22 protein-coding genes and 1 tRNA gene are annotated in these 26,175 nt (G+C 67.2%); 13 read left to right on the top strand and 10 right to left on the bottom strand.

The genetic code is table 11. The features are described from left to right. Positions 1 to 107 precede the first annotated feature (107 nt). The 4 genes from J7E25_RS01045 to J7E25_RS01030 all read left to right on the top strand — a co-directional run bounded on the left by J7E25_RS01045 (position 108) and on the right by J7E25_RS01030 (position 4,501). Positions 108 to 1,364, top strand: a complete 1,257-nt coding sequence (locus J7E25_RS01045; protein ID WP_214867110.1) for an ABC transporter substrate-binding protein — start codon at positions 108 to 110, stop codon at positions 1,362 to 1,364. Between the two features lie 66 nt (positions 1,365 to 1,430). Continuing rightward, on the top strand, positions 1,431 to 2,381 hold the full coding sequence (locus tag J7E25_RS01040; protein WP_214867108.1) for a carbohydrate ABC transporter permease: 951 nt from the start codon (positions 1,431 to 1,433) through the stop codon (positions 2,379 to 2,381). After that, positions 2,378 to 3,226, top strand: a complete 849-nt coding sequence (locus J7E25_RS01035; protein ID WP_214867106.1) for a carbohydrate ABC transporter permease — start codon at positions 2,378 to 2,380, stop codon at positions 3,224 to 3,226. The genes J7E25_RS01040 and J7E25_RS01035 overlap by 4 nt, the downstream gene beginning before the upstream one ends. Next, complete coding sequence (locus J7E25_RS01030; protein ID WP_214867104.1) at positions 3,227 to 4,501, top strand: family 1 glycosylhydrolase; 1,275 nt, start codon at positions 3,227 to 3,229, stop codon at positions 4,499 to 4,501. It abuts the gene before it with no gap. 68 nt (positions 4,502 to 4,569) lie between these two features. Here J7E25_RS01030 and J7E25_RS01025 read toward each other — a convergent pair whose 3' ends face one another. From J7E25_RS01025 to J7E25_RS01005, 5 genes are all read right to left on the bottom strand, one after another. Beyond that, complete coding sequence (locus J7E25_RS01025) at positions 4,570 to 5,964, bottom strand: ricin-type beta-trefoil lectin domain protein (RefSeq protein WP_251038689.1); 1,395 nt, start codon at positions 5,962 to 5,964, stop codon at positions 4,570 to 4,572. Between the two features lie 317 nt (positions 5,965 to 6,281). Further along, a complete protein-coding gene (locus J7E25_RS01020) occupies positions 6,282 to 7,382 on the bottom strand; it encodes an NAD(P)-dependent alcohol dehydrogenase (RefSeq protein ID WP_214867101.1) in 1,101 nt (366 codons plus the stop codon). Then, complete coding sequence (locus J7E25_RS01015) at positions 7,379 to 8,872, bottom strand: aldehyde dehydrogenase (protein WP_214867099.1); 1,494 nt, start codon at positions 8,870 to 8,872, stop codon at positions 7,379 to 7,381. Before J7E25_RS01015 ends, J7E25_RS01020 begins: the two co-directional genes overlap by 4 nt. A 67-nt stretch (positions 8,873 to 8,939) precedes the next feature. Further along, positions 8,940 to 9,659 carry an alpha/beta hydrolase gene (locus J7E25_RS01010; protein ID WP_214867097.1) on the bottom strand — a complete coding sequence of 240 codons (720 nt, stop codon included), beginning with the start codon at positions 9,657 to 9,659 and terminating at the stop codon, positions 8,940 to 8,942. Between the two features lie 135 nt (positions 9,660 to 9,794). Next, positions 9,795 to 12,047: a LuxR C-terminal-related transcriptional regulator gene (locus J7E25_RS01005; RefSeq protein ID WP_251038722.1), complete on the bottom strand. Its 2,253-nt coding sequence runs from the start codon at positions 12,045 to 12,047 to the stop codon at positions 9,795 to 9,797. A 94-nt stretch (positions 12,048 to 12,141) separates the two neighbouring features. On the opposite strand from J7E25_RS01005, the gene J7E25_RS01000 reads away from it, so the two are divergent. Further along, complete coding sequence (locus J7E25_RS01000) at positions 12,142 to 12,522, top strand: hypothetical protein (RefSeq protein WP_214867093.1); 381 nt, start codon at positions 12,142 to 12,144, stop codon at positions 12,520 to 12,522. Positions 12,523 to 12,555: 33 nt separating this feature from the next. Here J7E25_RS01000 and J7E25_RS00995 read toward each other — a convergent pair whose 3' ends face one another. Next, positions 12,556 to 13,899 (bottom strand): lipocalin-like domain-containing protein, encoded by a 1,344-nt coding sequence (locus J7E25_RS00995; protein ID WP_251038721.1) that lies wholly within the window; start codon positions 13,897 to 13,899, stop codon positions 12,556 to 12,558. 87 nt (positions 13,900 to 13,986) lie between these two features. Continuing rightward, entirely contained in the window at positions 13,987 to 14,757 is a 771-nt protein-coding gene (locus tag J7E25_RS00990) for a FadR/GntR family transcriptional regulator (RefSeq protein WP_251038688.1), read from the bottom strand. Positions 14,758 to 14,961: 204 nt separating this feature from the next. Between J7E25_RS00990 and J7E25_RS00985 the strand changes: the two genes are divergently transcribed. From J7E25_RS00985 to J7E25_RS18405, 6 genes are all read left to right on the top strand, one after another. Next, entirely contained in the window at positions 14,962 to 16,284 is a 1,323-nt protein-coding gene (locus J7E25_RS00985; RefSeq protein ID WP_308164282.1) for an extracellular solute-binding protein, read from the top strand. 2 nt (positions 16,285 to 16,286) lie between these two features. Continuing rightward, positions 16,287 to 17,231, top strand: coding sequence for a carbohydrate ABC transporter permease (locus J7E25_RS00980; RefSeq protein WP_214867087.1), 945 nt, complete (start codon positions 16,287 to 16,289; stop codon positions 17,229 to 17,231). Beyond that, positions 17,224 to 18,129 (top strand): carbohydrate ABC transporter permease, encoded by a 906-nt coding sequence (locus J7E25_RS18235; RefSeq protein ID WP_308164281.1) that lies wholly within the window; start codon positions 17,224 to 17,226, stop codon positions 18,127 to 18,129. The genes J7E25_RS00980 and J7E25_RS18235 overlap by 8 nt, the downstream gene beginning before the upstream one ends. After that, positions 18,126 to 18,449, top strand: coding sequence for an L-rhamnose mutarotase (locus tag J7E25_RS00970; protein WP_214867083.1), 324 nt, complete (start codon positions 18,126 to 18,128; stop codon positions 18,447 to 18,449). The genes J7E25_RS18235 and J7E25_RS00970 overlap by 4 nt, the downstream gene beginning before the upstream one ends. 13 nt (positions 18,450 to 18,462) lie before the next feature. After that, positions 18,463 to 19,614: a mandelate racemase/muconate lactonizing enzyme family protein gene (locus tag J7E25_RS00965; protein WP_214867081.1), complete on the top strand. Its 1,152-nt coding sequence runs from the start codon at positions 18,463 to 18,465 to the stop codon at positions 19,612 to 19,614. A 195-nt stretch (positions 19,615 to 19,809) separates the two neighbouring features. Next, entirely contained in the window at positions 19,810 to 20,244 is a 435-nt protein-coding gene (locus J7E25_RS18405) for an NUDIX domain-containing protein (protein ID WP_214867791.1), read from the top strand. Between the two features lie 648 nt (positions 20,245 to 20,892). On the opposite strand, the gene J7E25_RS00955 is transcribed toward J7E25_RS18405, so the two are convergent. Further along, a complete protein-coding gene (locus J7E25_RS00955; protein ID WP_214867079.1) occupies positions 20,893 to 21,525 on the bottom strand; it encodes a DUF4386 family protein in 633 nt (210 codons plus the stop codon). A gap of 453 nt (positions 21,526 to 21,978) precedes the next feature. Beyond that, a tRNA-Gly gene (locus tag J7E25_RS00950) sits at positions 21,979 to 22,050 on the bottom strand. Positions 22,051 to 22,392: 342 nt separating this feature from the next. Between J7E25_RS00950 and J7E25_RS00945 the strand changes: the two genes are divergently transcribed. Beyond that, positions 22,393 to 23,451 carry a LacI family DNA-binding transcriptional regulator gene (locus tag J7E25_RS00945; RefSeq protein WP_214867077.1) on the top strand — a complete coding sequence of 353 codons (1,059 nt, stop codon included), beginning with the start codon at positions 22,393 to 22,395 and terminating at the stop codon, positions 23,449 to 23,451. Here J7E25_RS00945 and J7E25_RS00940 read toward each other — a convergent pair. Further along, on the bottom strand, positions 23,428 to 24,657 hold the full coding sequence (locus J7E25_RS00940; RefSeq protein WP_214867075.1) for a glycoside hydrolase family 32 protein: 1,230 nt from the start codon (positions 24,655 to 24,657) through the stop codon (positions 23,428 to 23,430). The genes J7E25_RS00945 and J7E25_RS00940 overlap by 24 nt on opposite strands. 54 nt (positions 24,658 to 24,711) lie before the next feature. Here J7E25_RS00940 and J7E25_RS00935 point away from each other — a divergent pair, with 54 nt between their 5' ends. Continuing rightward, a complete protein-coding gene (locus J7E25_RS00935; RefSeq protein WP_214867073.1) occupies positions 24,712 to 26,097 on the top strand; it encodes an ABC transporter substrate-binding protein in 1,386 nt (461 codons plus the stop codon). Positions 26,098 to 26,175 lie beyond the last annotated feature (78 nt).

Genomic DNA, 26,175 nt, shown 5'->3' with positions numbered 1-26,175 from the left:
CAACGTTTACCATACAACGTTTACCCTCGCCGCAACGGGAGAGGGCGCCCCCACCCCGACGAAGTCGAGCGGGATGACGACGACGTCACCACAGAAAGGCAACTTCGATGAGGAAGACGGCAACGGCAGTACTTGCCGCGGTGTCGGCCGGGGCGCTTGCGCTGGCCGGATGCGCCCCGACTCAGCCCGCATCAGATGGTCCGACGACGCTCACCTTCTGGCACGGGTACACGGAAGCCGATGGCGACGTGCTCGAGCAGATCGTCGACGACTTCAACGCCTCGCAGGACGAGGTGGTCGTGAAGACCGAGGTGAAGACCTGGGATGTCATCGACGACACGCTCCTTCCCGCCCTCTCAGCAGACGAAGGTCCCGAGATCGTCGCGATGCCCGCCGAGCGCATGCCCGTCTACGCGGACAAGGGCGCGTTCGTCGACCTCGGCGAGCTGTACAGCAGCGATGAGAACGTCGCAGAGATCGTGCCCGCTGCGATCGACATGGTGACGGCAGATGGCACCCAGTTCGGCGTGCCGACCGGGTTCGTGCCCCTCTCGGTGTTCTACAACCGCACGCTGTTCGACGCCGCAGGGATCACCGAATTCCCCAAGACGTGGGACGAATGGGTGAACGTCGCCACGCAGCTCACCGTCGACGAGAACGGCGACGGCACTCCCGAGCAGTACGGCCTCGCCCTTCCCGATCACGCCACCGTCGCGAACGGCCTCTGGCCGAGCCTCTTCTACGGTGGCGGCGGGGACCTCGTCACCGACGGCGAGGCCGTCATCGACTCACCCGAGAACGTGGCCACCCTCGAGTACTGGTCATCCGCCGTCGCGACGAACAAGATCTCCCCGACCGGGCTTGACGGCATCGGTGCCGACGAACTGTTCAGCTCGGGCAAGGCGGCAATGCACGTCGGCGGACCGTGGATGGCATCGATCTCCGAGGCGAACGACATCGACTATGGCATCGCCGCGATCCCAGCCGGCCCCGAGGCGCAGGCGGCGAGCGCGATCGGCGTCGGCATGGGCATCACCGCACAGGCCGACGACGCCCAGATCGCAGGCGCCGAAGCGTTCTTCTCGTACTTCTTCAGTGAGGATGTCGCGACTGAATGGTCGCTCGGCTCGGGCTGGCCCCCGCTGCGCGGTGATATCCCCGCGACCGCGGTCGAATCGAACCCCGTCGTTGCGTCGCTCACCGAGATCGCCGCGACCGGCCGGCCATTGCTGCCGGGCGTGACCGCGAGTGTCGACGTGCTGTCCGCAATGGACACGGCGACGCAGAAGTCGCTCGCGGGCGGTGATGCCGGCGCGTTGCTGTCGGACGCTCAGGCCGAGATCGAGGCTGCACTCGCCGGCTGAGCCTTCGGCATCCCGGGTGGGGGCGGGAGCCCCGCGGCAGCCCCCACCCGATCGAAACGGAGAACCATGTCCATCACACTGCACAAGCCGGCGACGCGATACCGGCCGCCCGCACCGCTCGGCGGGCGCGGAGCAGGCCCCCGACGCGCCCGCCGCAGCCTGCTCGCGCTGCTGTTCCTCGCGCCGGCGCTCGTCCTGCTCGGGGCCTTCGTCGCCTGGCCGATGCTCTCGGCGTTCCGGCTTTCGTTCACCGACTCGAGCGGATTCGGCCGTGAGAGCTGGGTCGGCTTCGCGAACTATGCGAGGGTCGTCACCGACCCGGCGGTGCTCCGGGCGCTCGGCAACACCGCGCTCTACGCCGCCCTGTTCACGCCAGCCGCGGTGATCGTCGCGCTCGTGCTCGCGCTTGCCCTGAACCATCCCCGCCTGCCGCTGCGCGGCGCATTCCGCACGGCGCTGTTCCTGCCATTCGTCGTGTCCCTCGCGGTGGCTGCGTTCGCCTGGTCGTACCTGCTCGACCCGCAGATCGGGTTGCTCAACTACTGGCTGCGCGGTGCCGGCATCCAGCTCGGCAACGTGCTGCAGGATCCCGCGCTCGCCATGCCGACCGTCGCACTCGTGGCGGTCTGGAAGAACTTCGGTTTCTACATGGTCATCTTCCTCGCAGGCCTGCAGGAGATCCCGGCAAGCCTCCGAGAAGCCGCCGTCGTCGACGGCGCCAGCGCCTGGCAGCGACTCGTGCACATCACCCTGCCGATGCTGAGCAACACCTTCGCGTTCGTGCTCATCGTCGCCCTCATCGCCGCCCTGCAGGCGTTCGACCAGATCTACGTCATGACAGGCGGCGGCCCATTCGGTTCCACGCAGACGATCGTCATGGAGATCTACGAGTCGGGCTTCCGCGAACTCGAGCTCGGCTTCGCCTCCGCGCTGTCCTATGTGCTGCTGGCGATCACGCTGCTGCTGAGCCTCGTGCAGTTCGTCTTCTTCGGCCGACGAGAGCAGGATATGCAATGACCGCGACCGATCACCGTCGCCCGCGCCGCGTGCACGCGGCATCCGTCATGCTCGTGCTCGGCATGCTGCTCGCGGCCGCAGCGTCACTGCTCCCGATCGCCATCATCGTCTTCACCGCATTCAAGCCGATCGCCGAGGTGAACGCCTACCCGCCGACCCTGATTCCGGGTGAGTGGACGCTCGAGAATTTCTCGCGCATCTTCGACGAACTTCCCTTCGCCCGGCTGATCCTGAACAGCGTCGTCTTCGCCGGCGGTGTCACCCTGTTCGCGCTCGCGTTCGACTCACTCGCCGCCTACGCGCTCGCCCGAATCGACTTCCGTGGCAGCCGGGTGCTGCTGATCGCGATCATCGCGAGCCTCATGATCCCGTTCCAGGCGACGCTGATTCCCATTTACCAGCTCGTTGCCGACCTCGGCTGGGTCAACACTTTCGCCGGGCTCATCGCGCCGCGCGCCGCCGACGCGTTCGGCATCTTCTTCCTGCGGCAGTTCTTCCTCTCGCTGCCCCGCGACCTCGACAACGCCGCGCGGATCGACGGGGCGAGCGAGTTCCGGATCTTCCGCAGCGTCATCCTGCCCAATGCGGTGCCTGCGCTGCTCACACTCGGCATCTTCACCTTCGTCAACAACTGGAACGACCTGCTGTGGCCGCTCGTGTTCACGACCGAAGCCGAGATGGGCACCATCACCTCGGGTCTCACGCTGCTGACGGGGCCCGGCGGGATCATCCCGCAGGGCGTGATGATGGCGGGCTCGCTCATCGCGGTGCTGCCGCTCGCGGTGATGTTCCTGATGATCCAGCGACGCTTCATCGAGAGCGTCGCGACGACGGGAATGAAGTAAGTGGCGACGAAAGCTCAGTGGTGGAATGACGGCCGGTTGCACTTCGGCGCGGGCATCGAGAACACGTTCGTGCCGCAGGAACGGGCGGGCGAGCGGCCGATCGACGAGTACGAGCTCACCGAGCATTACGACCGCTGGCACGACGATCTCGCGCTCGCGCAGTCGGTCGGCGCGGAGTTCCTCCGCTGGGGCATCCCGTGGCATCGGGTCAGCCCGGCCCCGGGCACCTGGGACTGGGATTGGACCGACCGCGTCATGGCACGCTTCGGCGAGCTCGGTGTGCGCCCGATCGTCGACCTGCTGCACTACGGCACGCCGCTCTGGCTCGACGACCAGTTCCTGCATCCCGACTATCCGAAGCACATCACCGAGTTCGCGTCGCGAGCTGCCGAGCGGTATTCGGATGTCGCGACCGACTGGACCCCGGTCAACGAGCCGATGATCCACGCCCTGTTCTGCGGCGAGTACGGATACTGGCCACCGTATGGGCGCGGACCGGCCGGGCTCGTGGCGGTGTCGGCGGCGCTCGCCCGAGGCTTCGTGGAGACGCAGCGCGGCATTGCCGACGTGCAAGCCGATGCGACGTTCGTCCACGTGGATGCCTCGCTGCGATACGTCGGCGACATCGATGCGCCGGAACACCGCGCGGAGGCACGGCGACTCAGCGAACAGGCGTTCCTCGTGGAGGACCTCGTGACGGGACGGGTCGGCGGCGACCATCCCCTCGTACCGCTGCTCACCGGGCAGGGCGTCGGCGATGACGAGCTCGCCTGGTTCGCCGACCACGCGGTCACGCCAGATGTCATGGGAGTGAACTACTACCCGCGGCATTCCACCGAGGTCTTCGAGGCCGGCGTCCATCACAGGGGCGGGTTCGCCGATCCGCGGCCCACGCGCGACGACGGCACCAACGGATTGACTGAGATGCTCCGCCTCTACGCCGACCGATATGGCGCGCCCGTCATGGTCACCGAGACCTGTGTGACCGGAAGCCCGGCCGAGCGAATCGAATGGTTAGAGGCGTCGCTCGCCGCGGTCGAGCGCATTCGCTCGAGCGGCGTCGACGTCGTCGGCTACACATGGTGGCCCTTGTTCGACATGATCGAGTGGACCTATCGCCATTCAATGGAGCCGCCGTTCGCGCATCGGCTGACGATGGGCCTCTTCGACCTCGTCGAGACGCCGACCGGGCTCCAACGACGCCGCAACGCCGTCGCCGCCCGGTTCGAAGCGCAGGCGCGAGCAGCGCGCCACGCCTACGCGCGGCTCGACTAGGGCGTATGGCCAAGCGCGCCTGCCTCCCCGCGCGGGGGAGGCAGGCGCGCTTCAGGATCGGCCGACCGCTATCCGCGAGTCCACTGCTGGGTGGTGGTGGTCGCGTCGCACGGTGCGAGCGCCACGCCCCACTCGTTCTCCGGAGTGGCGAGGCACAGGCCGGCATCCGCGGTGCTGCTGATCGTGAGGTCGGCGTTGAGCTCCCACTGCTGTTCGGGCGTGCCGGTGCAGTCGGTGATCATGAGCTTGCTGCCAGCAACCACCCCGCCGACCGGCGCGATGCACATGTCGCCGTAGACGGAGAGCTCGTGCTCGGCCGTCCAGTCGAACGACTGGTTCCCGCCGCCGTTGCAGTACCAGAGTCCGAGGGTGGTACCGGCCGTGGTCGAGAATCCGGGAACGTCGACGCACACGCCGTGCTTCACGCTCACGAGCGGCTCGCCGGGAGGGGCGGGGGGCAGGTCGTTGAGCTGCTCCTCGTCGAGGAGGCCCCAGCCCCACTGGATCTGCGCGAGGCCCGACTCGTTGGTCACCTCGAGCTCGCCATCGGCGCTCAGGGTCGTGAGCGTGTAGGCGTCGTTCGTGCGCAGGCCCGGCCAGTAGACGAGGCCGATGCCCTGGTCGCGGGCCACCTCGGTGAGGGCGCCGAGATACGACGTGTAGACGTCGCCATCGTGGTTGCCGTAGTTGAGTCCGGTCGTCATGGGTGAGCCCGCCTCGGAGACGACGGTGCGCCACCCATACTCGCCGATTCGGGGCAGCAGGTTCTGCTTCCACTCGTCCTCGGTGGTGTGGTTGGCCCAGAACCCGTAGAAGTGCAGCGAGAGCAGCGTGCCCTCGAGCTCTTCGGCCGCGCCGACGCCGGTGACATCGTCGTTGTAGCCGGTGCCCGAGATGATCACGCGCTTGCGCGGGACGTCACTATGGTCGTCGAGCCAGCCCGAAGTGAGAGAGACCCACTCGTCGAGGGTGTAGCCGAACGGTTCGTTCATCGGCTCGAAGTACACCAGGGGGTTCTTGCCGTACTCCGTGACCACCGTGTCCCACATTGCGTCGAACGCAGCCGGGTCGTCGGCCCGGCCGTCCTTGGCGTTGTCGCCCTCCCAATAGCTGAGGATGACCTTGAAGCCGTGGCGGGTGGCAGCGTCGATGGCGCCCTGGTAGGACTCCCACCAGTCGGTGCCGACGCTCGACGGATTGATGGGAAGCCGCACGGTGTTGGCGCCCACCTCGCGACGGAACTCCTGGACGATGTCCGACGCCTTTGCGTAAGTGGTTCGGTAGTCGTCGTCGGTGTCCAGACCGGAGGGCACGACCTCGTCATCGGCATAGTTGTCGCGCGGATCGGCCCAGTTGACCCCGCGGAACTCACTCGTACCGGTAGGGCCGGTCGAGGGAGCTGCGACTGCCGGGAGTGGGGCGGCCACCGCCGTGAGCAGGGCCGCGGCGAGGACGATGCCCATTGGGTTTCTCATCGGTCTCCAATCTTCGCGGAGCGTCGATGCGCCGCGATCTCGGGATGTTGACGTCAACATCGTTGCCGAAGGTCTCACATCTCGGCCCCTCAGCGCAAGAGGTCTCGTCCGACCGTCCCGGATTACGTCGGTGGCGAGTCTGGTGCCCCCCGACGCGGTGAGGGCCCCGGCCGTTCGGCCGGGACCCTCACGTCAGGGGCGGTTCGCTACTTCCTGAACTGGAATTTCGCGGTGTGCACCGTAGAGGGTGCCACGCTGATCGCCCGGCGCGGACCCCCGGGTCGAGGATCTCCGCGTGCGGGCGCTCAGAACACGATCACGGGCTTGACGGTGACGCCGTGGTGCATGTCGTCCGCCGCGCGACCGATCTCGTCGAGCGGGTAGCGCTTCTCGAGCCTCTCGAGCGGCAGCTTCCCCTCGGCGTGCATCGCGATCAGGAGCGGGATGAGCGTCGCCGGGTCCGTGTCGCCCATCGTGACCCCGCGCAGCACCTTCCCTGACAGGATTCCCTGGATGTCGACGGGGATCTCGGTCCCGGGAGGCGGGGCGCCGCACACGAGCACCGTGCCGCGCACCGATGCGGCATCGAGGGCTCCGCGCGCGACCCTCGGGCTGCCCGTGGTGTCGAAGCTCAGGCTGACGCCGCGACCCCCGGTCAGCTCGGCGAGCCGCGCGCCGACGTCCTCGGTGCCGGCGTTGATCGTCGCCGTCGCGCCGAACTCCTCCGCGAGCCGCAACCGCTCATCCACGAGATCGATCGCGATCAGCTGGGACGGATTCCCCTGCGCCGCCGCGATGACCGCTGACAGCCCGACGGCGCCGGCCCCGTAGACCGCGACGATGTCACCCTCCCCGGGATCGAGCACGTTCCACATCGATCCGAAACCGGTGAGCACCCCGCACCCGAGCGGGGCGAGCACCGTGAGATCCGCCCCCGCATCGACCTTCACGGCCGAGCGCTCGTCGGCGATCGCGTACTGGCCGAACGACGACTGGCCGAAGAAGTGGCTCGCGACGGGGGCGCCGTTGCGCGTGACATCCGCAGAGCCCTCCGGACGGAGCATCCCCAGGAGGTTCCGCGGCAGCCAGGTCTCGCAGTAGGCCGGGTGCGCCGAGTCGCATGCCTCGCACGATCCACACGAGGTGAAGCTCAGCAGCACCTTGTCGCCGACGGCGAGGCCGGTCACGCCCTCGCCGACACGGTCGACGATGCCGGCGCCCTCGTGCCCGATGATCCCGGGCGAGGGGAAGGGGATGCCACCGGCGATCACGCCGAGGTCGGTGTGGCACAGGCCCGAGGCCACGAGCTTGACGAGCACCTCCCCGGGGCCGGGGTCGGCGAACTCGACGTCACTGACCAGCAGTTCGCCCGGCGCCTCGAGGACGGCGGCGCGTCCCGCCGTCACTGGGCGGTCCCCTGCTCGAGGTTGAACACCATCGAGTGCGAGCGCTGATACGACGCCATCGCCTCTGGTCCGCCCTCGCGACCCCAGCCCGAGGCCTTGACCCCGCCGAACGGAGTGGCGGGGTCGAGCAGGGCCCAGCCGTTCACCCAGGTGATCCCCGCTTCGAGCCGCGCGGCGACGCGGTGCGCCTTCGCCAGATCCGAGGTCTGGATGCCGCTCGCGAGCCCGTAGCGCGTGGAGTTGACGAGGTGGATCGCCTCCTCTTCGGTGTCGAAGGGCTGCACGGTGAGCACCGGGCCGAATACCTCCTCCGACACGGCCTCGGCGTCGGCACCGAGATCCGCGAGCACCGTCGGGCGGTAGTAGAAACCGTCGAGCTCGGCCCTCTCGCCTCCCGTGATCACCCGGGCGCCGGCCGCCTTCGCACGGTCGACCATCGCCGAGACCTTCTCGAGCTGGGTCGCGCTCGCGAGCGGCCCGATCACCGTCTCGGGATTCGTGATGTCGCCGAAGGGCACGTGCGGCACCGCCTCGGCGAGGATGCCGAGCACGACGTCGTAGATCGGACGTTCGACCAGGAGCCGGGGTCCCGCCATGCAGAACTGCCCGGTGTTGAAGACGAAGGCGGCGATGACGGTGTGCATCGCCGTGTTCAGGTCCGCATCCGCGAAGAGGATGTTGGCGGCGTTGCCGCCGAGCTCTGCGGTGAACGGCTTGAGAGTGCTGCCCGCGAGCTGCGCCGCGTGCGCGCCGATCTCAGTCGACCCGGTGAAGGCGACCTTGTCGACGCCCGGATGCGCGACGAGGTGATCGCCGATCGCGCCGCCCGAGCCCGTCACGACGTTGAAGACGCCGTCGGGCACGCCGGCCTCCTGCAGGATCTGCGCCATCAGCAGCGCACTCAGCGGGGTACCGCTCGCCGGCTTGTGCACGATCGTGTTGCCGGCGATGAGCGCGGGGGCGATCTTCGTGCTCGACAGGATGAGCGGGAAGTTGAACGGTGTGATCGCCGCGACGACGCCGATCGGCTCCTTCTTGACATAGACGTGGGCGTGGCCGGTGATCTCGCGCACCGAGCCGTCGAGGTGGTGCCCGAGGCTCGCGTAGTACTCGTACAGTTCAGCGGCGTTGTTGACGTCGACGACCCGGGCGAAGGTGATCGGCTTGCCGACGTTCGAGCTCTCCGCCTGGGCGAGCTCCTCGGAGCGCTCGCGCATGAGCGTGTAGGCGCGCTGCAGGATGCGCGCCCGTTCGCGACTGGACAACCCCGACCACACTCCCGAGTCGAACGCGGCGCGCGCGGCCGCGACCGCGGCATCGACATCGGCGGTCGTCGCCTTCGCCACCTCGGTGAGCTTCTTCCCGGTCGCGGGGGCGATCACGTCCATGCGGCCGCCGTCCGAGGCGTCCCGCCAGTGCCCGCCGATGAACAGTCGTCCGGGCGGGGGAGCGGTGGTGGATGCGGGGGTCGGGGTTTCAGTCAGGGTCATCGTCCTGCTCTTCTCTGAGTGGTGGATGCGGTAATGGGTCTGGTGCTCGGTTGTCTGAGTGGCGCGTTCAGCTCGCGACGGAGGAGAGAGCTGCGACGCGCTCGAGCAGGTCCGCGAAGCCGGCGGGGTCCTCCTGGAACGGCGCGTGACCGTGAGGGATGCGCACGATCTCGGCGCCGCTGCGCACGGCGAGCGACTCCTGGAATGCCGGCGCGACGACGCCGTCGTTCTCGGTGAGGATGTAGGTCGCAGGCTTCACCCGCCACGCGACGCGTGAGACCTCGTCGCCGAACGAGGCCAGCGACTGCGGCCGGAACAGATCGGCGAGCTGCTCGGATGCCTCGCGCGGAACTCCGGGGGGCATGTCCGCGGCGATCAGGTCCACGCGCTCGTCTCGGCTGCGGCCCATCGTCACCTGACCGTCGGCGATGCCCCACGCCTCGGGGAGGGAGCCGCCCACCGAGGCAATGACGCTCTCACCGGCGTCGAGCGCGAACGCCGCGACGTACACGACGCGCTCGACCGCGGGGTGATCGCCCGCCTCCGTCACGGGCACGCCACCGTAGGAGTGCCCGACGAGCACGACCGGCCCGTCGGCGCGATCGATCGCGGCGGTGATCGCCGCGGCATCCTGGAGCATGCTCTCGGTACTGCCGGTCGAGGGAAGATCGAGCGCGTCGACCTCCCAGCCGCGCTCGCGCAGGATCTGCTCGAGTGGGCCGAATTCCCACGGGCCCACCCAGGCGCCGTGGACGAGGATGATTCGGGGGCGGAGTTGCGCAGTCATCGGGATTCCATGCCTTTTCGGACGGGATGCGCACGGGTTCGCTCTCGCGATGCCCGACGTTGCGCATCTGCTGGATCGACGTCGGTGTCGTTCCCCCAGCGTGCCGCCGCGCGCCGGGCTGCGGTATCCGTAGGACTACGTAATCGGCGACGCGGACGCGAACGTCGCCTCGTACCAGGCCGCGATCTGAGCGCGCGACGAGAAGCCGAGCTTGCCGAGGATGCGCTGCACGTGAGTGTCGACGGTGCGCACCGAGAGCACGAGTTCCCCGGCGATCTCGCGGTTGCTCATCCCGCGATGGATGCGCATCGCCACCTCGCGCTCCCGCGCGCTGAGCCCGCCGGCGACCGTGGCCTTCGGCTCGAGGGCGAACGCGACCGCCTCGTCGGAGTCGAGGTGTCCGCCGGCACCGACGAGCTTGTCGTACCGCTGGGGGCCGAGCCGCCGCCGGAGTTCATCGACGCATCGATCGTGATGAGCCGCGAGCTGCGGCCCGTGCACCGTGATCGCCGACCCGATGAGCTGCCAGCGGGCATCAGTCGCCCCCAGCAGGATCGCGGCCCGATCCGCCAGGCCGCGCTCTGCGCCGACCCAGCTGAGCACCTCGAGCATGAGGCACTCGCCGACGGGATCATCGAAACCGCGATCGGTCACGATGGCCTTCCGCGCGAAGCGCTCCGCGGCATCCAGATCACGCTCGACGAACGCAGCGAGGCTGAGGGACCACAGCGCGTGCGCGCGCATCCAAGTCTCGTCCACGGACTCGGCGTAGGCGAGCGCGTCCCTCCCGGCTCGGGCCGCGTCGGGCTCGCGGAGATGGCTCAGCGCCGTGGTGAGCTGGAACTGCGCGAGGAGAGCCTCCTCGGGATGGCCGCACTCCTGAGCGGCGCGGATCGACGCTTCGAACTCGCCGACGGCATCCCGCGGCCGGCCGGAGAACATCGCGTGCGTGCCGCGCCAGCGGTGGAGCTCGACGCGGATCGTGGCGGCCCGGTCCGTTGAGAACGAGGCGCCCTGCCTCTGGCTGTCCGCCTCGTCGAGTCTCGCCGCGGCTTCGTCGAGGTCGCCTTGCAGCAGGCACAGCCAGGCGGCGTTGATGAGAGCTGGAACCCGGTGGGTGGCGGACCCTCCCGGCAGGGCGAGCACGCGGGTCGCCCAGCCGCGACCCTCGGGGATGAACCCGCCGACCGCCCAGTGGTAGCAGAGATCGGAGAACAGGGCGAGGGCCGTGTCGGTGGCCATCGCGGTGGCCACGCTGAGAGCGGACTGCAATTCGGCCCGGTCGGCGCGCAGTCGCGCGAGTACCGCGGTCTGCCCCGGGCCGTACCAGTCCACTCGCGAACTCGCCGCGACTGACGCGAAGTGGTCGAGGTGTCGTCGGGTCAGCACAGGCGACCGCCCCTCCTCCTCGGCGCGCTCCCGTCCATACCCGCGGATCGTCTCGAGCATCCGGAATCGACCGGTCTCATGGTCCGCCTCGACGACGGACTGCGCGACGAGCGCGTCGAGTGGATCGACGATGTCCTCGATCGTGTAGCCCCCGACCGCCGCAGCGGCCTCGAGGTCGAACGGGCCGGAGAAGACCGCGAGCGCGCACCAGAGTTCGCGCTGCTCGGGCGAGCACAGCTCGTAGCTCCAGTCGACCACCGCCCGCAGGGTGCGTTGACGCCCGACGGCGCTGCGGGAGCCGCTGCGAAGAAGCGTGAACCGGGAGGAGAGACCGCTCGCGAGCTCCGCGATCGAGAGGGTCCGCAGCCGCGTCGCGGCAAGTTCGATCGCGAGCGGCAGCCCATCGAGGGATCGGCACAGCTCGGCGGCGGACTCCTCCTCGGTCGGACCGAGCTCGAAGGCGGCGTCGGCGGCACGTGCTCGGGCCACGAGGAGGGACACCGCCTCGGACGGCCCCTCCGACGCGGCCTCCATCGACAGCGGCGGCACCGCGTAGACGAGTTCGCCGTCGAGCTCGAGCGGACGACGGCTCGTCGCGAGCACGGTGAGTTTCGGGAGCGCGAGCAGAAGTTCGTCGGTGAACGAGGCGGCGGCATCGATGATCTGCTCGCAATTGTCGAGGACCAGGATCGCGGGTGTGTCGCGAAGCGCGGCGACGACGACCTCGAGCGGATCGCGCCCCGATTGGTCCGCGAGCGGAAGGGCGCGCACCACCGCGAGCGGCACGCGTTGCGGATCTTGCACGGACTCGAGCGGGACGAACCAGCAGTCGATGCCCTCGTGTTCCGCGTACCGGTTCGCCGCGCGCATCGCGAGCCGGGTCTTGCCTGCACCGCCGACGCCCGTGAGGGTCACGAGCGAAGATGCGTCGAGGAGCGACTGGAGAGCCTCCAACTCGCGATGGCGACCGACGAACGCGCTTCGCGGCTCTCTGATCATCACGACTCCAGCGTCGTCGCCCGCGACTGGCGCGGGTGAACTCGGGTGGGTCGATTATCGCAGTGTTCCAGCGCCGATCGGTTATGGTGCCCACATGACGACTCTCGTGGGAATCGCGCCGAGCGGCGAACGGCGCAACCCCACTGCGGTCGCTGCGTTCGTGCTGGGGCTGCTGGCAATCGCGGGTTTCGCGACCTTCCTGCTCGGCAAGGCCCTTCCCGACGCGATGGTGTTCGCGGTGATCCAGGGGATCCTCATTGCCGCGCCCGCGCTCTGGCTGATCGTCGTCGTGCTCGCGATCGCGCTCGGGCACTTCGGGTTCGCGCAGGCCCGTCGGCACAGCGGCGCGGGGCGCGGCCTGTCGATCACCGCGATCGTCCTCGGCTACGTCGCGCTCGTACCGATGGCCATCATGGTGTGGCTCACGGTGTCCGGCCTGGCGCTGTGGGGGCCGTGGTTCGGGATGCTCCGCTGAGCAACCTCGCTCGACGGTGGGCACCGGCTCGACTCAGTGCGCCTGCTCGATCCACCCGTCGCCCGTGACGGGCTCGCCCTGGAACGTGCCGTCCACCGAGCCGATGCCCTCGTATACGGGTGCGCCCTGCGTCGGGAACTCCTGGTCGGCGACCGGCGCCGTCACGGTGAAGTCCGCGTCGAAGAGCGGGATCTGCACCCGGACGCCCGTGTAGTACGTCTCCCCCGTGACCTGGCTCGTCCACGTCGGCGCGAGCGGCGTCATCGTGCTCGCGACGTAGTACATCTGCCCGTCGGGGCTCTGCACTGTCGAGAACGACGGGACCGCGACATCCGTGGGAGGATCCTCGCCGGCCTTCGAGAGGAAGTAGTTCTGCAGGGTCCAGCCGTTGTCGAGCTGCTGGTCGGTGAGGTTCCATTTGACCGGGTTCGCCGAGTCTCCGAACGCGCCGTATTCGTGGTCCATCCAGGTCTCGCCGGTGACGGGGATCTTCTCTCCGTCGAGCGTGATCGTGCCGGTCGTCTGCAGGTGCGTGAGCGAGAAGTAGTAGTTCTTGTGCTGCAGATCGAGCGCGTGATCAGTCGAGTTCACACCGGTGCCCCATACGGTGAACGGGCTGCCCTGTTGCGTCTCCGTCAGGTCGAACTGCACCGGCGTCAGCGTCACCTCGTCCGCCATGACTGCCTCTATGTGCAGCCCCTGCGTCGGGTCCTCGCCCGGCGCCGACATCGAGACGTACGAGGGGGCGGCAACGGCCTTCGCGCCGGTCCCGTCGCCGCCGATCAGGATCTCGGGCGTCGAGGTGTAGCCCGTGCCAGGGTCGCTCACCAGCACGACGCCCACCCCGCCGTCGGTGCCGAGTGTGGCGATCGCGGATGCCCCGGTACCGCCGCCGCCGCGGATCGTCACCTTCGGCGCGCTCGTGTACCCGGTGCCGGGGTCGGTGACGACGATGCTGCCGAGCTGGCTCGCCGAGTCGCCGAGGCGGGCGAACCAGTCCTTCGTCGGGTCCGACTCGGCCCAGTGTTGCGGGTCCCATGACTTCGGGGGGAGGTAGACGGTGGTCGCCTGGTAGTGCTTCCCGTTCTGCACATCGGTGAGCATCACCTGGGTGAAGGCCCAGCCGTTGATCGGGAACGCGGCCGCGTTGATCTCGAAGCCGAACTCCCGGTCGCCCGCCCGGAGCGTTCCGATATTCCACCACCACTCGGTCGGAGCGCCGAGGTGGAGGTACATGTCCTTCGGCAGTCCGACCGCGGCACTGTCCGCTGGCACCGGAATCGGCGTGCCGGTTGACTGCGGTACCGCCGGCGGCGCGGGTGAGGCGCACGCGCTCACCGCCGCGATCGTGGCCGCGACGATCACCGTGCCGACCATGCGTCGCACCCGGCCCGCTGCTCGCACGTACGCCCCCCAGCGTTGGTTGGTGCTGAACGTACCATGACGGGAATCAAACCCGCGCTATCAGCCGTCCTTCCGCCGGGGGTTCGGCGGTCGGCGGCGCTCCCACGCGTCGACGATGTGCGCACGCATGGCAGCCTCGGCGGCATCGGGATCGGCCGCCTCGATGGCAGCGAACACCGCCTCGTGTTCGTCGAGGGTGAGCTCGAGCTCACTGTGCCTGCTGAACCGGGCGCTGAGCCGTGCCTGGTAGAAGAGCGTCTTGACGATGTTGTCGGCGAGGAGATTGTCGGTCATCTCGCCGACAACGGCGTGGAACACCACGTCGGCCTCGCCGAACGCCGGCTCGTCGCCGATCGTGTCGCGCATGAGCTGGAGGGCGTTGCGCAGACGCTCGAGCTGCTGTTCCGTGCGCGATTCCGCGGCATCCTTCGCGATGATCGCTTCGAGCGCGGCGCGCACCTCGGTCAGATCGTCGAGCACGCCGAGCGTCGCGTCGTTCGCCACGAGGGCGGAGAGCACGGTCGCGTCGAGCATGTTCCATGAGCCGGATGGGGTCACCTGGGTGCCACGGCCTTGCGCCACGGTGACGAGCCCCTTCTCCTCGAGCCGCTTCACCGACTCTCGGATGACCGTTCGACTGACGCCGAACTGCTCGCAGAGCACCGCCTCAGGAGGGAGCGTTCCCCCGGTCGGGATGTCGCCGCGCACGATCGCGTCGACGAGCTCGGCGACCACCGTCACCCCGAGCCTCGGCGAGCGCGCCCGCGTGGCCATCGATGGCGACCAACCCGGCTGGACGGCCTCGTCAGACGCGCTCGATTCAGGAGACATGCGCACAGCCTAGCGAGCATGATGTCACACCTATGATGTTCACTCTTCGCTCCTCATCCATGTCCTCTTGCAGATTACATCACATGTATGATGTAATCACTCTTGCTCCCAAGGGTGCTTTGTCGTCAGAGACGCCGACCAGAAAGAAGTTGCGAGATGTCACAGCCAATGTCCCCCCGGCGCCGTTCCATTCGGCTCCTCTCCGTGGCCGCACTTGCGGCCGGCGGGCTCCTCGCGCTCAGCGGGTGCTCCCCGAGCGACGCGGGCGGGGGTGACAGCACGTACGGCTTCACCCAGGCCGAGCAGGTCAAGGACAGCGAGATCACCGTGTGGGTCGATGCGTCTCGTGAGCCCGCCGTCACCGCCTTCGAGAAGGCCTACCCCGACATCAAGATCTCGTACGAGACCTACGACGGCTCGTCGGGCGGCAGCGGAAGCTTCCAGAGCAAGATCGCCCTCATGGACCAGGCCGGCGAAGGCTGGCCCGACGTCGTCTTCTCCACCCAGCAGAACGATGCGATCTGGGCCTCGAAGCAGACCGCGAACGGCGAGCAGGGCTTTGCGGCCCCGCTCAACAAGGGACTCTTCGACCAGGACTTCCTCGACGGTTTCGCCGACGGCGCACTCGACTACGCCACGATCGACGGCACGGTCTATGCCCTGCGCAACGACCTCGCCCAGACCGTCTTCTACTACAACCAGGCGCTCCTCGACGAGTTCGGCTACGAGGTTCCCACCACGTGGGAAGAGTACGCCGAGCTCGGCGACAAGCTCGCCGCCGAGCACCCCGGTTACATCCTCGGCACCATGGGCGACACCTTCATGACCTACGTCTACTACGGCGGATCCGAGTCGCCGGTGTTCCAGTCCCCTGAGCCCGGGGTGTTCCACTCCGACGTGAGCGACGAGCACGCGCAGAAGATCTCGAAGATCATCGACGGCATGCTCGCGAACGGCACGCTCGTGCAGGACAGCTTCTTCAGTGCCGACTTCGCGGCCAAGTACGCCGACAAGCTCGTCGGCGTGCCGGGACCGGTCTGGTACACGGGGGCCATCTTCCAGGGCGGCCTCGCCGTTCCCGCCGGTCAGATCGGCGTCGCGCCGCCGCTCACGTGGGAGGGCGGCGACGTGGCGGCCGGCAACGTCGGCGGTGGCCAGTGGTACGCGTCGAGCCACTCGAAGAACCTCGAGGCCGTCAAGACCTTCCTCGAGTTCGTGACGAGCGCCGACGAGTTCCAGGTCGACGCCTCCTCGGGCTACCCGGCCTACACGGATGCCGCCACCAAGTGGCTCGCCAAGCAGGCCGAGGCCGGCTACTTCGTGAACGACGACTTCCAGACCGTCATGAGCGACGCCGCAACGCAGGTCTGGGACGGCTGGAACGTCACGAACTGGAGCCCCGAGACTGCCTGGGCGAAGGTCGTCATCCCGGGCATCGCCGCCGGTGAGACCGTCGAATCCCTCCTGCCCGCCTGGCAGAAGGAGCTCGAGAACGAGGCGACGGTCAACGGCTACACCGTCAAGTGATCATGACCGTCATCTCACCCCCGGCTCCCGCCGGCGTCGTCCCCACGGGGCGGCGCCGGCCGGCCGGCCGGCGCGGCACGAAGCTCAACTCGGGCCAGTCGCGCTACGGCTACCTGTTCGTCAGCGGCTACACGCTCCTGCTGATCGCCTTCGGGCTGCTCCCCACCCTCTACGCCGTGTACCTCGCGTTCACGCGCAACGGCGCGTTCGTCGGCGTCGACAACTTCGTGCGAGTCTTCAACGACTACCGGTTCCTGCCGGCCGTGGCCCACGTCGCGCTGTACGTGCTCTTCTGGCTCGTGAGCCTCATCGTCTTCGTCGTGATCCTCGCGATCGTCGTGCATGGCATTCGGGTCCGCTGGCTCGGCAACAGCGCCAGGTTCCTCTTCTACATCCCCGGCGCCATCGCCGGCGCTTCGAGCGTGCTGCTCTGGCTCTTCGTGCTCGATCCCACCGTGAGTCCCGTCTCGGGCCTGCTGCACGCCATGGGCTACGAGTCCCTCGTGAACGTCGTCGCCGTGGGAAACCTGCCCGTCGTGTTCACGGCGATCGCCTTCTGGGCGGGCGCGGGTGGCTGGATCGTGATCATGTACGGCGCGCTCAACAACATCAGCACCGACGTGATGGAGGCCGCCCGCATCGACGGCGCCTCGCACGTGCAGACCGCGTGGCACATCCAACTGCCGATGCTTGCCAAGTGGATCAGCTACATGGGCATCATGTCGCTGGCTGCCGGCACCCAGCTGTTCGTCGAGCCGAAGGTCCTCGCCCAGGCGACCAAGAACGTGGTGCCTGAGGACTACTCGCTCAACCAACTGGCCTACCTGTATGCGTTCCGGCAGAACGACTTCTCGGGATCCGCCGCGATCTCGATCACGCTGCTCGTGGTCGCGCTCGGCCTGTCCACCGTCTTCATCTTCCGCGGAAGGCTGTTCGAACGTGACTGATCACACCACCCGCAGGCGGCGGGCCACGCTCACCCCCGGTCAGTGGATCGGGCGGGCGGTCGTAGCGGTCGTGCTCGCCGTGTTCACGGCCTTCTTCATCCTCCCGATCATCTGGCTGATCCTCGCCCCGACGAAGACCAACAACGAGCTGCTCCTCAGCGGGCCGTTCAGCGTCGGAAGCCTCGACCAACTGGCGGCCAACTGGAACGAGCTGTTCGCCTTCGGCGGCGGGGTCTTCGCCACCTGGCTCGGCAACTCGGCGTTCTACTCGTTCGCCGCGCTCGGCATCACCCTGCTCGTGAGCATCCCAGCGGGCTACGCACTCGCGCTCATCGAGTTCAAGGGCCGCAGGCTGCTGCTCGTCACGACCCTCATCGTGATGCTCATCCCCAACACCGCGCTCGTGCTGCCGATCTTCCTCGAGCTGAGCGCCGCGAAGCTCATCGGAAGCCCGCTCGCGGTCATCCTGCCGTTCTCCTTCTTCCCGTTCGGCGTGTACCTGACGTACATCTACTTCTCGACCGCCGTCTCGCGCGACCTGCTCAACGCGGCCCGCATCGACGGCGCCGGTGAACTGCGGGTGTTCGGGCAGGTGGCGATGCCGCTTGCGACGCCGGTGATCGCGCTCGTCGGGTTCTTCAGCTTCGTGGGCAACTGGAACAACTACTTCCTGCCGTTCCTCGTGGTCGGCGGCCAGAAGATCCCCGTGCAGGTGGGGCTCTCGAACCTGCTCGCGAACGTGCCGGCCTTCAACCCGACGACCGCGACGAGCATCGTCATCCAGCTGCCGACGCTCGCGCTCGCGACGCTGCTCTCGGTCGCGCCGATCCTGATCATCTTCCTGTTCGCCCAACGATTCCTCGTCGAGGGCATGACTGCGGGAGGGACGAAGGAATGACCCGTCACGGATTCGTGGTCGGCGTGCGACCCGAGAAGCGCGAGGAGTACCTCGAGCTGCACCGCGCGGTGTGGCCGCGGGTCGAGCAGGCGATGCGCGAGAGCAACATCCGCAACTACTCGATCTTCATCATCGACGACGTGCTGTTCGGCACCTACGAATACGTCGGCGAGGACTACGACGCCGACATGGCGCGCATCCAGGCTGATCCGACGAGCCGCGAATGGTGGAGCCACACGAACCCCTGCCAGGTCCCGTTCGGTGCGGCGCCCGCCGGAACCCTCTGGCGCGAGATGGACCTCGCCTGGCACATGGATTGACGATGAGGACGACATGAAGATCACCGGGTATCGCACCCTCTCGAGCCGCCACCATTGGGGCCGCGCCGTCGGCGACATCAATGGACACATCCCCGACGCCGTCACCGAGGTGCCCATCGTGCTCATCGACACCGACGAGGGCATCACCGGCGTCGGTCTCGGCTCGCACGCCGACGTCGACCGGCTCTTCCCTGCGATCGAGGGAGAAGACCCGCGCAGTGTCGCGGCCCTCTTCGACCGGATGCTGGCGCAGGTGTTCAAGTCGGGTCATGCCGGCGCCACCTACGGCGGACTCGCGACCATCGACTCGGCGCTGTGGGACATCAAGGCCAAGGCTGCGGGCGAACCCCTGTGGCGCCTGCTGGGCGGACGCGACCGGTTCGTGCCCGCCTACGCGTCGGGGCTCGACATCGCCCTCGACGACGACGAGCTCGCGGCGTTCTATGTCGAGTTCGCCGAGCGGGGCTACGTCGCGGGCAAGCTCAAGGGCGGGTTCGATCTCGACACCGACCTGCGCCGCCTTCGGGTCATCCAGGACGTGCTCCGGCGCAACACCGAACGACCTGGGCTCATGCTCGACGCCAACGAGTCTTGGCAGGTCAAGCAGGCCGCCCGCTACGTGGGCGCCATCGAGGCCGAGCTCGACCTGCTCTGGGTCGAGGAGCCGCTGCGACGATGGGATGCCGCGGGCCACGCCCGGCTGAGCAACCTCGTCGGTGCGGCCATTGCGACGGGCGAGAACCTCACGGGCGTCGACCAGTTCCGCCCGTTGTTCGATGCCGGGGCGCCCGACATCGTGCAGGCCGGAGCCGTGTGGGGCGTCACGCACCTGCTGCGCCTGGCGACGGTCGCCGCCGCACGCGACCTGCCGATCAGCCCCGTTGGCTACAACGCGAACCCCGCGGTCGCGGCCGTGATGACCGCGGTGCCGAACCACCTCACGACCGAGGTGCAGGACGTGCGGTTCGCGGCCGGCGTGCTCGTGGACCACGAGTTCGCCGACGGCGGCATCGTCCTCGGTGAGGCACCCGGGGCGGGAATCGCGATCGACGAGGCCGCGATCGAGGCCGCAGCGGCGGGCGAGGGCTGGCTCCAGCCCTCAGGGCCTCACGTCCGACCGGCTCGCGCGGGCCTGCGCCTCCTGCTCGACGGCGTTGAACGGTAGGCGAAGCGGTGCACTCGGAAAAGCAGTCGTCGCCCTGCGGAGCGGCGTCGAGAGCCCGCTGCGACGGAGCGTCCTTTCGCTAGGTGGAGTTTGCTCCGCGCAAGTAGCTCGGACTCACACGGGGATCCATCGGCAGTTCTCGAGCTGTGACCTCTAGGCTGCTGCGATGACCTTTCGGCTCGCTGCCTATGCCGTCTGCATCGACGTCGGGCGCGTACTGCTCGTTCATCACCGCGCACCGATCATTGGACGCTGCCCGGCGGAGGCGTCGAACGCGGTGAGGATCCCATTGAGACGCCAGTTCGCGAGCTGTGCGAGGAGACGGGCTACTCCGGTGCAGTCCAGCAACTGCTCGGCGTGGACTCTCGGATCATCCCGGCATCAGAACGACTCCAGCCTGGACCCGAACACCAGAACGTCGGCATCTATTATTACCGAGTCACGATCACCGGCGGCGTTCTGCGGACAGAGCCCGACCATGAGATCGTCGCGGCAGCCTGGATTCCGATCGATGACGTCGCGAACCTGCGTCGCTCGTCGCTCGTCACGATAGGGCTCAATTTGAACGAGCGGATGCCTGCCGACGGTCATGTTGCGCCAGTTCCCGTTGGCGGCCTCCTCGAGCACTAGGCCGAGTTGCTAAAGCTGGGAGTGATGGCACTCCCCAACAGAGATCAAGAGCTCACCCAGCGACGATCCCGGGAGCCAGGAACCAGAGAACCAACACCCGGCGTATGCACGCAGGCACTATTAGTGAAACCGGCATCCGCCAAAAAACGGAGATTAAATAAAACGGAGATGAAATGGAGACACGGCCCAGTATTACCCGGGAAAAAGAGACGCTGGACCGGCCGCGATCCCAGTATTGGAGCGGATGACGGGAATCGAACCCGCGCTATCAGCTTGGGAAGCTGAAGATATCCAGTAGTGATTCACTCGGCTTCACCAGGGCTCACGAGCCCCGGAATCACGGGGAAGTGTGAAGTCGAGTGAACCAACGTGATGCCGAAATTGTGACTATTAAGTGACTACGAAGGGTCCACAACCGGGTTCGCAACGAGTCACCAACTTATCGATGGCAAGCGTCGCGGTCCGCCACCGCACCAGCCGGAAGAGGCCGGGCAGGAGGAAAGCCCCGCTTCCCGGCAGGTCCGGTTCTTTAGGGCGGAATCCCCAGCCCGGCATGGGCGAACGGGCCGGGGATTCCGCATGCACTGAACGGCCGCGGCCAATGAACACCGGCCCGGACCCGGACAGCGGTTCCAGGCCTTCGTGCCGTTATGCACCGGCCGGCTGCCGGCCGGGCCGGAGCAGCAGCACGACGCTCGTGGCCAGGACCCAGACCATGAAGAGCAGGAAGCCGACGAAACCGACGATGCCGACCACGCCTTCCCCGGGGGTGGTCTGGAATATTCCCACGAGAGAAATGAGCAGCAGCAGGGCCGTGGCGGCAGCCAGCCAGCCCAGCCACTGCGGTAGCGCCCGGGTGGTCAGGATGGCCACCGCCGCCCCGAGGAACATTGCGCCACTGGCGGGGATAATGGCCGCACCCACCCATTCGTTGAGGGCGGTGAGGGCGAGAAGCGCCGCCGGGTCGGGCTGGCCGCCGGAGGCGTACTGGAGGAGCGCCAGGTTCAGGCCCCCCGAAACCAGCATGAGCGCCACCACGGCAGCGCCGGCGGTGAGGAACAGCGCGGCGAACATCCCGGACGGGCCCTCCCATCGGCGCAGCCTGCTCCAGAGGCCGGCCAGGAATACCAGGAAGGCGACGTCGGCGAGGAATCCCAGCAGCAGCGACAGCCGGTGGGCGGTGCTGTCCGCGGCAAGCTGGGCTGCGATGTCCTCCGCCGGGCTGTTGGTACCGGGTGGGGCGGGCGTGAAGATGCTGGCCACAACCAGGGCGGTGAACACCAGACCAGCCACCGCAGCCCAGCGGTCCGGCCTCCCCGTCGCCCTTTCGGGTCTAACCTGGCCGGGCGTGGGGCCACCCGACGGCGCGGAATTCGCTCTGGCATCCATGGCGTTCCTCCTGGCGCTGCGCCCTGAGCGTACTGCAAGCACGAAGGGTGCAAACCTACGAATCAGTGTAGACCGTTCGGGGATCGGTCAGCGGGCCGCAGACGATTCCGCTACGACCGTCGCCCGGGTGGGGCCGCGTCGGAATTTGTGACTATTAGGTGACCACAAGGTCGGTTTGCAATCGAAACTCGCGGGCCTCACAGGCGATGAAATCTTTGATCAGAGATGCGAACGTGTGCGGTCGCGACATCGTGAGTGGGGTTCCTCAGCATCTCCGTCAACGCAACTACAAGCGGTAGCGCTTCTTGTTGCCAGAAAACTGACCTGATCAGGGCCTTCGTAAGGAGCGGATGACGGGAATCGAACCCGCGCTATCAGCTTGGGAAGCTGAAGATATCCAGTAGTGATTCACTCCGCTTCACCCGGGCTCGCGTGCCCCGGGATCACAGGCGATCGTGAACTCGAGTGAACCAACGTGATGCCGAAATTGTGACTATTAAGTGACTACGAAGCATCACCGAGGTGGCGGAGCAACTCGGCGGGCACCGGCGACTGTGCACTATCGCCTGCGACGCGCGGCCGTCTCCATCGGCATAGACATCGACGCCAACGACGCGCGATTCGTAATCGGGCATGGTTGCGACAGCGATCGTCACGGGGATGAGCCGACCTCCACCGCAACCGCCCCGGTGTTTCTCGTGGCCACAATCCGAAACGTTTTGGGTTACAGTGGGCGCCACGAGTGTGTGAGGGAGCCCAATGGCGGGGGAAGGTGCCACGATCAAGCCGGTTGGTATTGAGGATGTCGCGCGCGCGGCGTCGGTGTCGATAACGACGGTTTCGCATGCCCTGAGTGGCCGCGGTCAAGTGGCTCAATCGACTCGTGAGCGCGTGCGGCGGGTGGCGAGTGAGATGGGGTACTCGCCGAATCGTCTCGCCAGCGCGCTTCGTAGCCATCGGTCACAGATCCTTGGGTTCGTATCGGACGATATCGCGACGACCCCCTTCGCGACGCGTGTTGTGCTAGGCGCTCAGGATGCTGCCGCCGAGAATGATCAGCTCCTCGTTGTCGTGAACTCGAACCGAGACAAGGCGATTGAATCCAAGCAGATTTCGGCGCTCCTGGCCGCACAGGTGGATGCGGTCGTCTACGCACGCATGTTTCACCAGGTACCGTCCGCTCTGCCGCGGGAGCTGGACAGTATTCCGGCGGTACTCGTGGACACGACTGACACTCGGCGGATCATCCCGTCGGTCGTTCCCGACGAGGAACAGATCGGGCGTCTTGCCACAGAGAAGCTCATCTCGTCTGGTCACACGAAGATCGCTCACTTGACCGTCTCGGCGTCTGGTCGCGGCAGCGTCGGTCGGCTTGCCGGGTATAACGCAGCGATGCATGCAGCGGGGCTTGAGCCGCGTGTGTTTCGTGGGAGCGACCCGGGTGATGCCGCCGCGGGCCGTGCAGCGTTCGCCGCGATGCTCGCGGCCGACGTGCGAGATATCACTGCCGTGTTCTGCTTCAACGATCCGATGGCCATGGGGATCTATCAGGCGGCGATGCGCGCCGGTGTGAGCATCCCTGATGACTTGTCGGTGATCGGCGTGGACAACTTCGAGCCGGTTGCCGCGGCGTTGCTTCCCGGTCTCACCACCATTTCGCTTCCTCACTATGAAATGGGTCGATGGGCGGTTCAGTCCGCTTTGGCCACTCTGGACGGTAGGGCGCCCGATGCGTCTACCGAGACCCGGATCCCGGGACAGTTGGTGATCCGGGATTCGGTCACTTCACCCCGCTCAGGCAAGGGCCTGGGTCTCTAACCGCCGCGCGGATACTCCCGCGCCTTCGATGTCCCATTCGCTGCCGAACGGGTGAATCGGTGAGGCGAACGTTCCCGCGGCAGAGGAGATCTCCAGCACAGGCCCGTCTACGACGACCCGGATGCTACCGGCCCACGGAACACGGTACGAGGCGTCCGTCAGCGTCACAACGAGATCCTGGCTGTCGCGTTCCAGCTTCAAGACGACAGCACCGTCCCGGATGATCTTCACGACGTCGTCTGCACGGGTCGGCCACGTGATGTCCGACGCGATGCCGCCCGGCTGGGCCGGGCCGTAGTACTGAGTGAGGTCCGGGTGTGGCTCCAATGCGAGGACCTCGTCTGTGATCGTGATGCGGTAGGGGATCGAGTGAGCTCCTGCCCATCCGTCACCTGAAACGTCTCGCAGCCAGAACATGAGGCAGGGCCTGTCCTCCGCGTCACGGAAGACCGTCGCAGCGTATGGCGACGGGCCGTAGCTCAAGCGTGCCCAGGACTGGGGCGAGAAGACGCCGTCCGCATAGTCCCCGAGAGCGTAGACCACGTCGTAGAGAACGTTCGAATCCCACACCGAGATGATGAGCGCGTGCCGCCCATTCACCTCCACGATCTGCGGACATTCCCACATCGACCCCGTCCACACAGGATGCTGCTCGGATGCGGGCCGGGCGAGCACGATCCCGTCTTCGTTCCACTCGACTCCATCCGAGGACGAGTACCCGACCACGGCGGCCACGCCGTCAGCCAGGCCGGCTCCGACGAGCATCCGCCAGTGGTCGCCATCTTGAACGATCATCGGATCGCGATACATGAGCACGCGCTGGTCGCTGAGCGGCGCTGATGCCACCACCGGCCCCTTCACCCACGTGACCCAGTCCTCGTCTGCCGGTGTCGCGCTGCGAATGCGCCCGATCGCCGGATCGTGGCCGGCGACGGAGGTGTACAGGATTCGCGTGTTTCCCTCGGCGTCGGTCATCAATGACCCTGACCAGACTCCGGCATCGCCATCTCCCGGGCTCAGCGCCGGAGGGAGTTGTCTCAGTGAGAACAGGTCATTCCCGCTGGCGTGACCCCACGAGCACGCCGGGTTCCACTCTGTGACACCGGGGACGTGCTGGAAGAACAGGTGACAACGTCCGCGGGCGAACGTGATGGCATGGGGATCGTTGATCCATCCGTTCGCCGTGAAGTGAAATTCGGGTCTCATGATGTCTCATTTCGGGCCAGGTCGCATCGTTATGTTTCTGTGACCTAAAAGGTTTTGGGTTGCGTCTCTTGGGTGATTATAGTCACAGCTACAAAACGTTTTGGGACTTATCCCCGACGAAAGGATGAAGCGAAGATGCTTCGACGACGCATGATCGGTCTCACCGCCGTTACGGTCGGCGCCCTCGCGCTGGTGGGCTGCACCGCAGGCGACGACAACGAGCGGGACGACGCCACTATCACCATCATGGGCGCATTCACCGACGCGCAGGCGGATGCCTTCCAGGCCGACCTCGACAAATGGGGCGAAGCCTCCGGGATCAAGGTCGCGTATGACGGAAACTCCGACTTCCAGACGGCGGTGGTGGCCCGAGCCACGGCGGGCAATCCGCCCGACATCGCGATCTACCCGCAGCCCGGCGTGCTCAAGAGCCAAACCGCGAGCCTGTTCCCCCTGGAAGATCTCGGCATCGACGTCGAGGCGATCACCGCCGATGAGGCCAACGGTCTCGGCACGATCGCCCAGGTGGACGGGCAGACGTTCGGCCTTCCGTATTCGATCAACGTGAAATCACTGGTCTGGTACAACCCCGCTGCGTTCGAGTCCGCCGGTCTCACCGTGCCCACGACGGACGAGGAGGTCACCGCCCTGCAGGAGAAGATCATCGCCGACGGTCTCGGCTACCCGTGGTGCGTTGGCCTAGAGTCAGGCGCCGGAACCGGCTGGCCGGCAACGGACTGGCTCGAGGAGTACGTGCTGCGGTACGGCGGACTCGACGAGTACAACGCGTGGATCGCCGGGGACGTCCTCTTCGAGAGCGATCTCGTGACGCAGGCCGGTGACAAGGTCGCCCAAGAACTGCTCGAACCGGACAAGGTCAACGGTGGCGGCGCGGCCGCGGCGACAACCTCGTTCCAGACCGCCGGCAACCAGCTGTTCGTCTCCGGCAAAGAGAACGGTCAGTGCTTCATGATGCGTCAGGGATCGTTCATCGCGGACTTCTTCCCCGATGACATCAAGGCGCAGATCGCCGAGAACGACCTGTCGAACATCAACTTCTTCCAGCTGCCGTCCCCGGATGGCACGGACGTCGCGATGCTCGGCGGCGGCGACCTGGTCGGTGCCTTCACCGATTCCGACGCGACAAAGCAGGTGGTGGAGTACATCACGGGGCCGGACTTCGGCACCAACGGATACGCCAGCCAGGCGATCTTCCTGTCCCCGCACAACGACTTCGACACGTCCAACTACACGACGGAGTTCCAGAAGAACGCGCAGGAGCTGCTGAAGAACTCGACACTGTTCGGGTTCGACGCATCCGACCAGATGCCGGGTGAGGTCGGAGCCGGCACCGAGTGGAGCGAGCTGACCAACTGGTTCGCAGGTCAGAAGACGATGGAGCAGGCCTTCCAGTCAATCGACGCCTCCTGGCCTCGTTGATTCGGACCCGTCGCTCCACGGGAGCGGAGCGGGAGCGGCGCCGGGGCAACTGCGCCGCGCCGCTCCCCACCAGGTCCC

The sequence above is a fragment of the Agromyces sp. ISL-38 genome, from assembly GCF_018613935.1.
In the GTDB taxonomy this organism is placed as follows: Bacteria; Actinomycetota; Actinomycetes; order Actinomycetales; family Microbacteriaceae; genus Agromyces.
Note: the sequence above shows the minus strand (reverse complement) of the source record. Positions and strands in the feature narration are given on the sequence as shown.

Coding starts and splice junctions, on each gene's coding strand:
- J7E25_RS01025 (WP_251038689.1), bottom strand. CDS start 5,964: ATGGGCATCGTCCTCGCCGCGGCCCTGCTCACGGCGGTGGCCGCCCCA.
- J7E25_RS01005 (WP_251038722.1), bottom strand. CDS start 12,047: ATGATCAGAGAGCCGCGAAGCGCGTTCGTCGGTCGCCATCGCGAGTTG.
- J7E25_RS01040 (WP_214867108.1), top strand. CDS start 1,431: ATGTCCATCACACTGCACAAGCCGGCGACGCGATACCGGCCGCCCGCA.
- J7E25_RS01000 (WP_214867093.1), top strand. CDS start 12,142: ATGACGACTCTCGTGGGAATCGCGCCGAGCGGCGAACGGCGCAACCCC.
- J7E25_RS01035 (WP_214867106.1), top strand. CDS start 2,378: ATGACCGCGACCGATCACCGTCGCCCGCGCCGCGTGCACGCGGCATCC.
- J7E25_RS00970 (WP_214867083.1), top strand. CDS start 18,126: ATGACCCGTCACGGATTCGTGGTCGGCGTGCGACCCGAGAAGCGCGAG.
- J7E25_RS01015 (WP_214867099.1), bottom strand. CDS start 8,872: ATGACCCTGACTGAAACCCCGACCCCCGCATCCACCACCGCTCCCCCG.
- J7E25_RS00995 (WP_251038721.1), bottom strand. CDS start 13,899: ATGGTCGGCACGGTGATCGTCGCGGCCACGATCGCGGCGGTGAGCGCG.
- J7E25_RS00945 (WP_214867077.1), top strand. CDS start 22,393: ATGGCGGGGGAAGGTGCCACGATCAAGCCGGTTGGTATTGAGGATGTC.
- J7E25_RS00965 (WP_214867081.1), top strand. CDS start 18,463: ATGAAGATCACCGGGTATCGCACCCTCTCGAGCCGCCACCATTGGGGC.
- J7E25_RS00980 (WP_214867087.1), top strand. CDS start 16,287: ATGACCGTCATCTCACCCCCGGCTCCCGCCGGCGTCGTCCCCACGGGG.
- J7E25_RS01010 (WP_214867097.1), bottom strand. CDS start 9,659: ATGACTGCGCAACTCCGCCCCCGAATCATCCTCGTCCACGGCGCCTGG.
- J7E25_RS00940 (WP_214867075.1), bottom strand. CDS start 24,657: ATGAGACCCGAATTTCACTTCACGGCGAACGGATGGATCAACGATCCC.
- J7E25_RS01045 (WP_214867110.1), top strand. CDS start 108: ATGAGGAAGACGGCAACGGCAGTACTTGCCGCGGTGTCGGCCGGGGCG.
- J7E25_RS00990 (WP_251038688.1), bottom strand. CDS start 14,757: ATGTCTCCTGAATCGAGCGCGTCTGACGAGGCCGTCCAGCCGGGTTGG.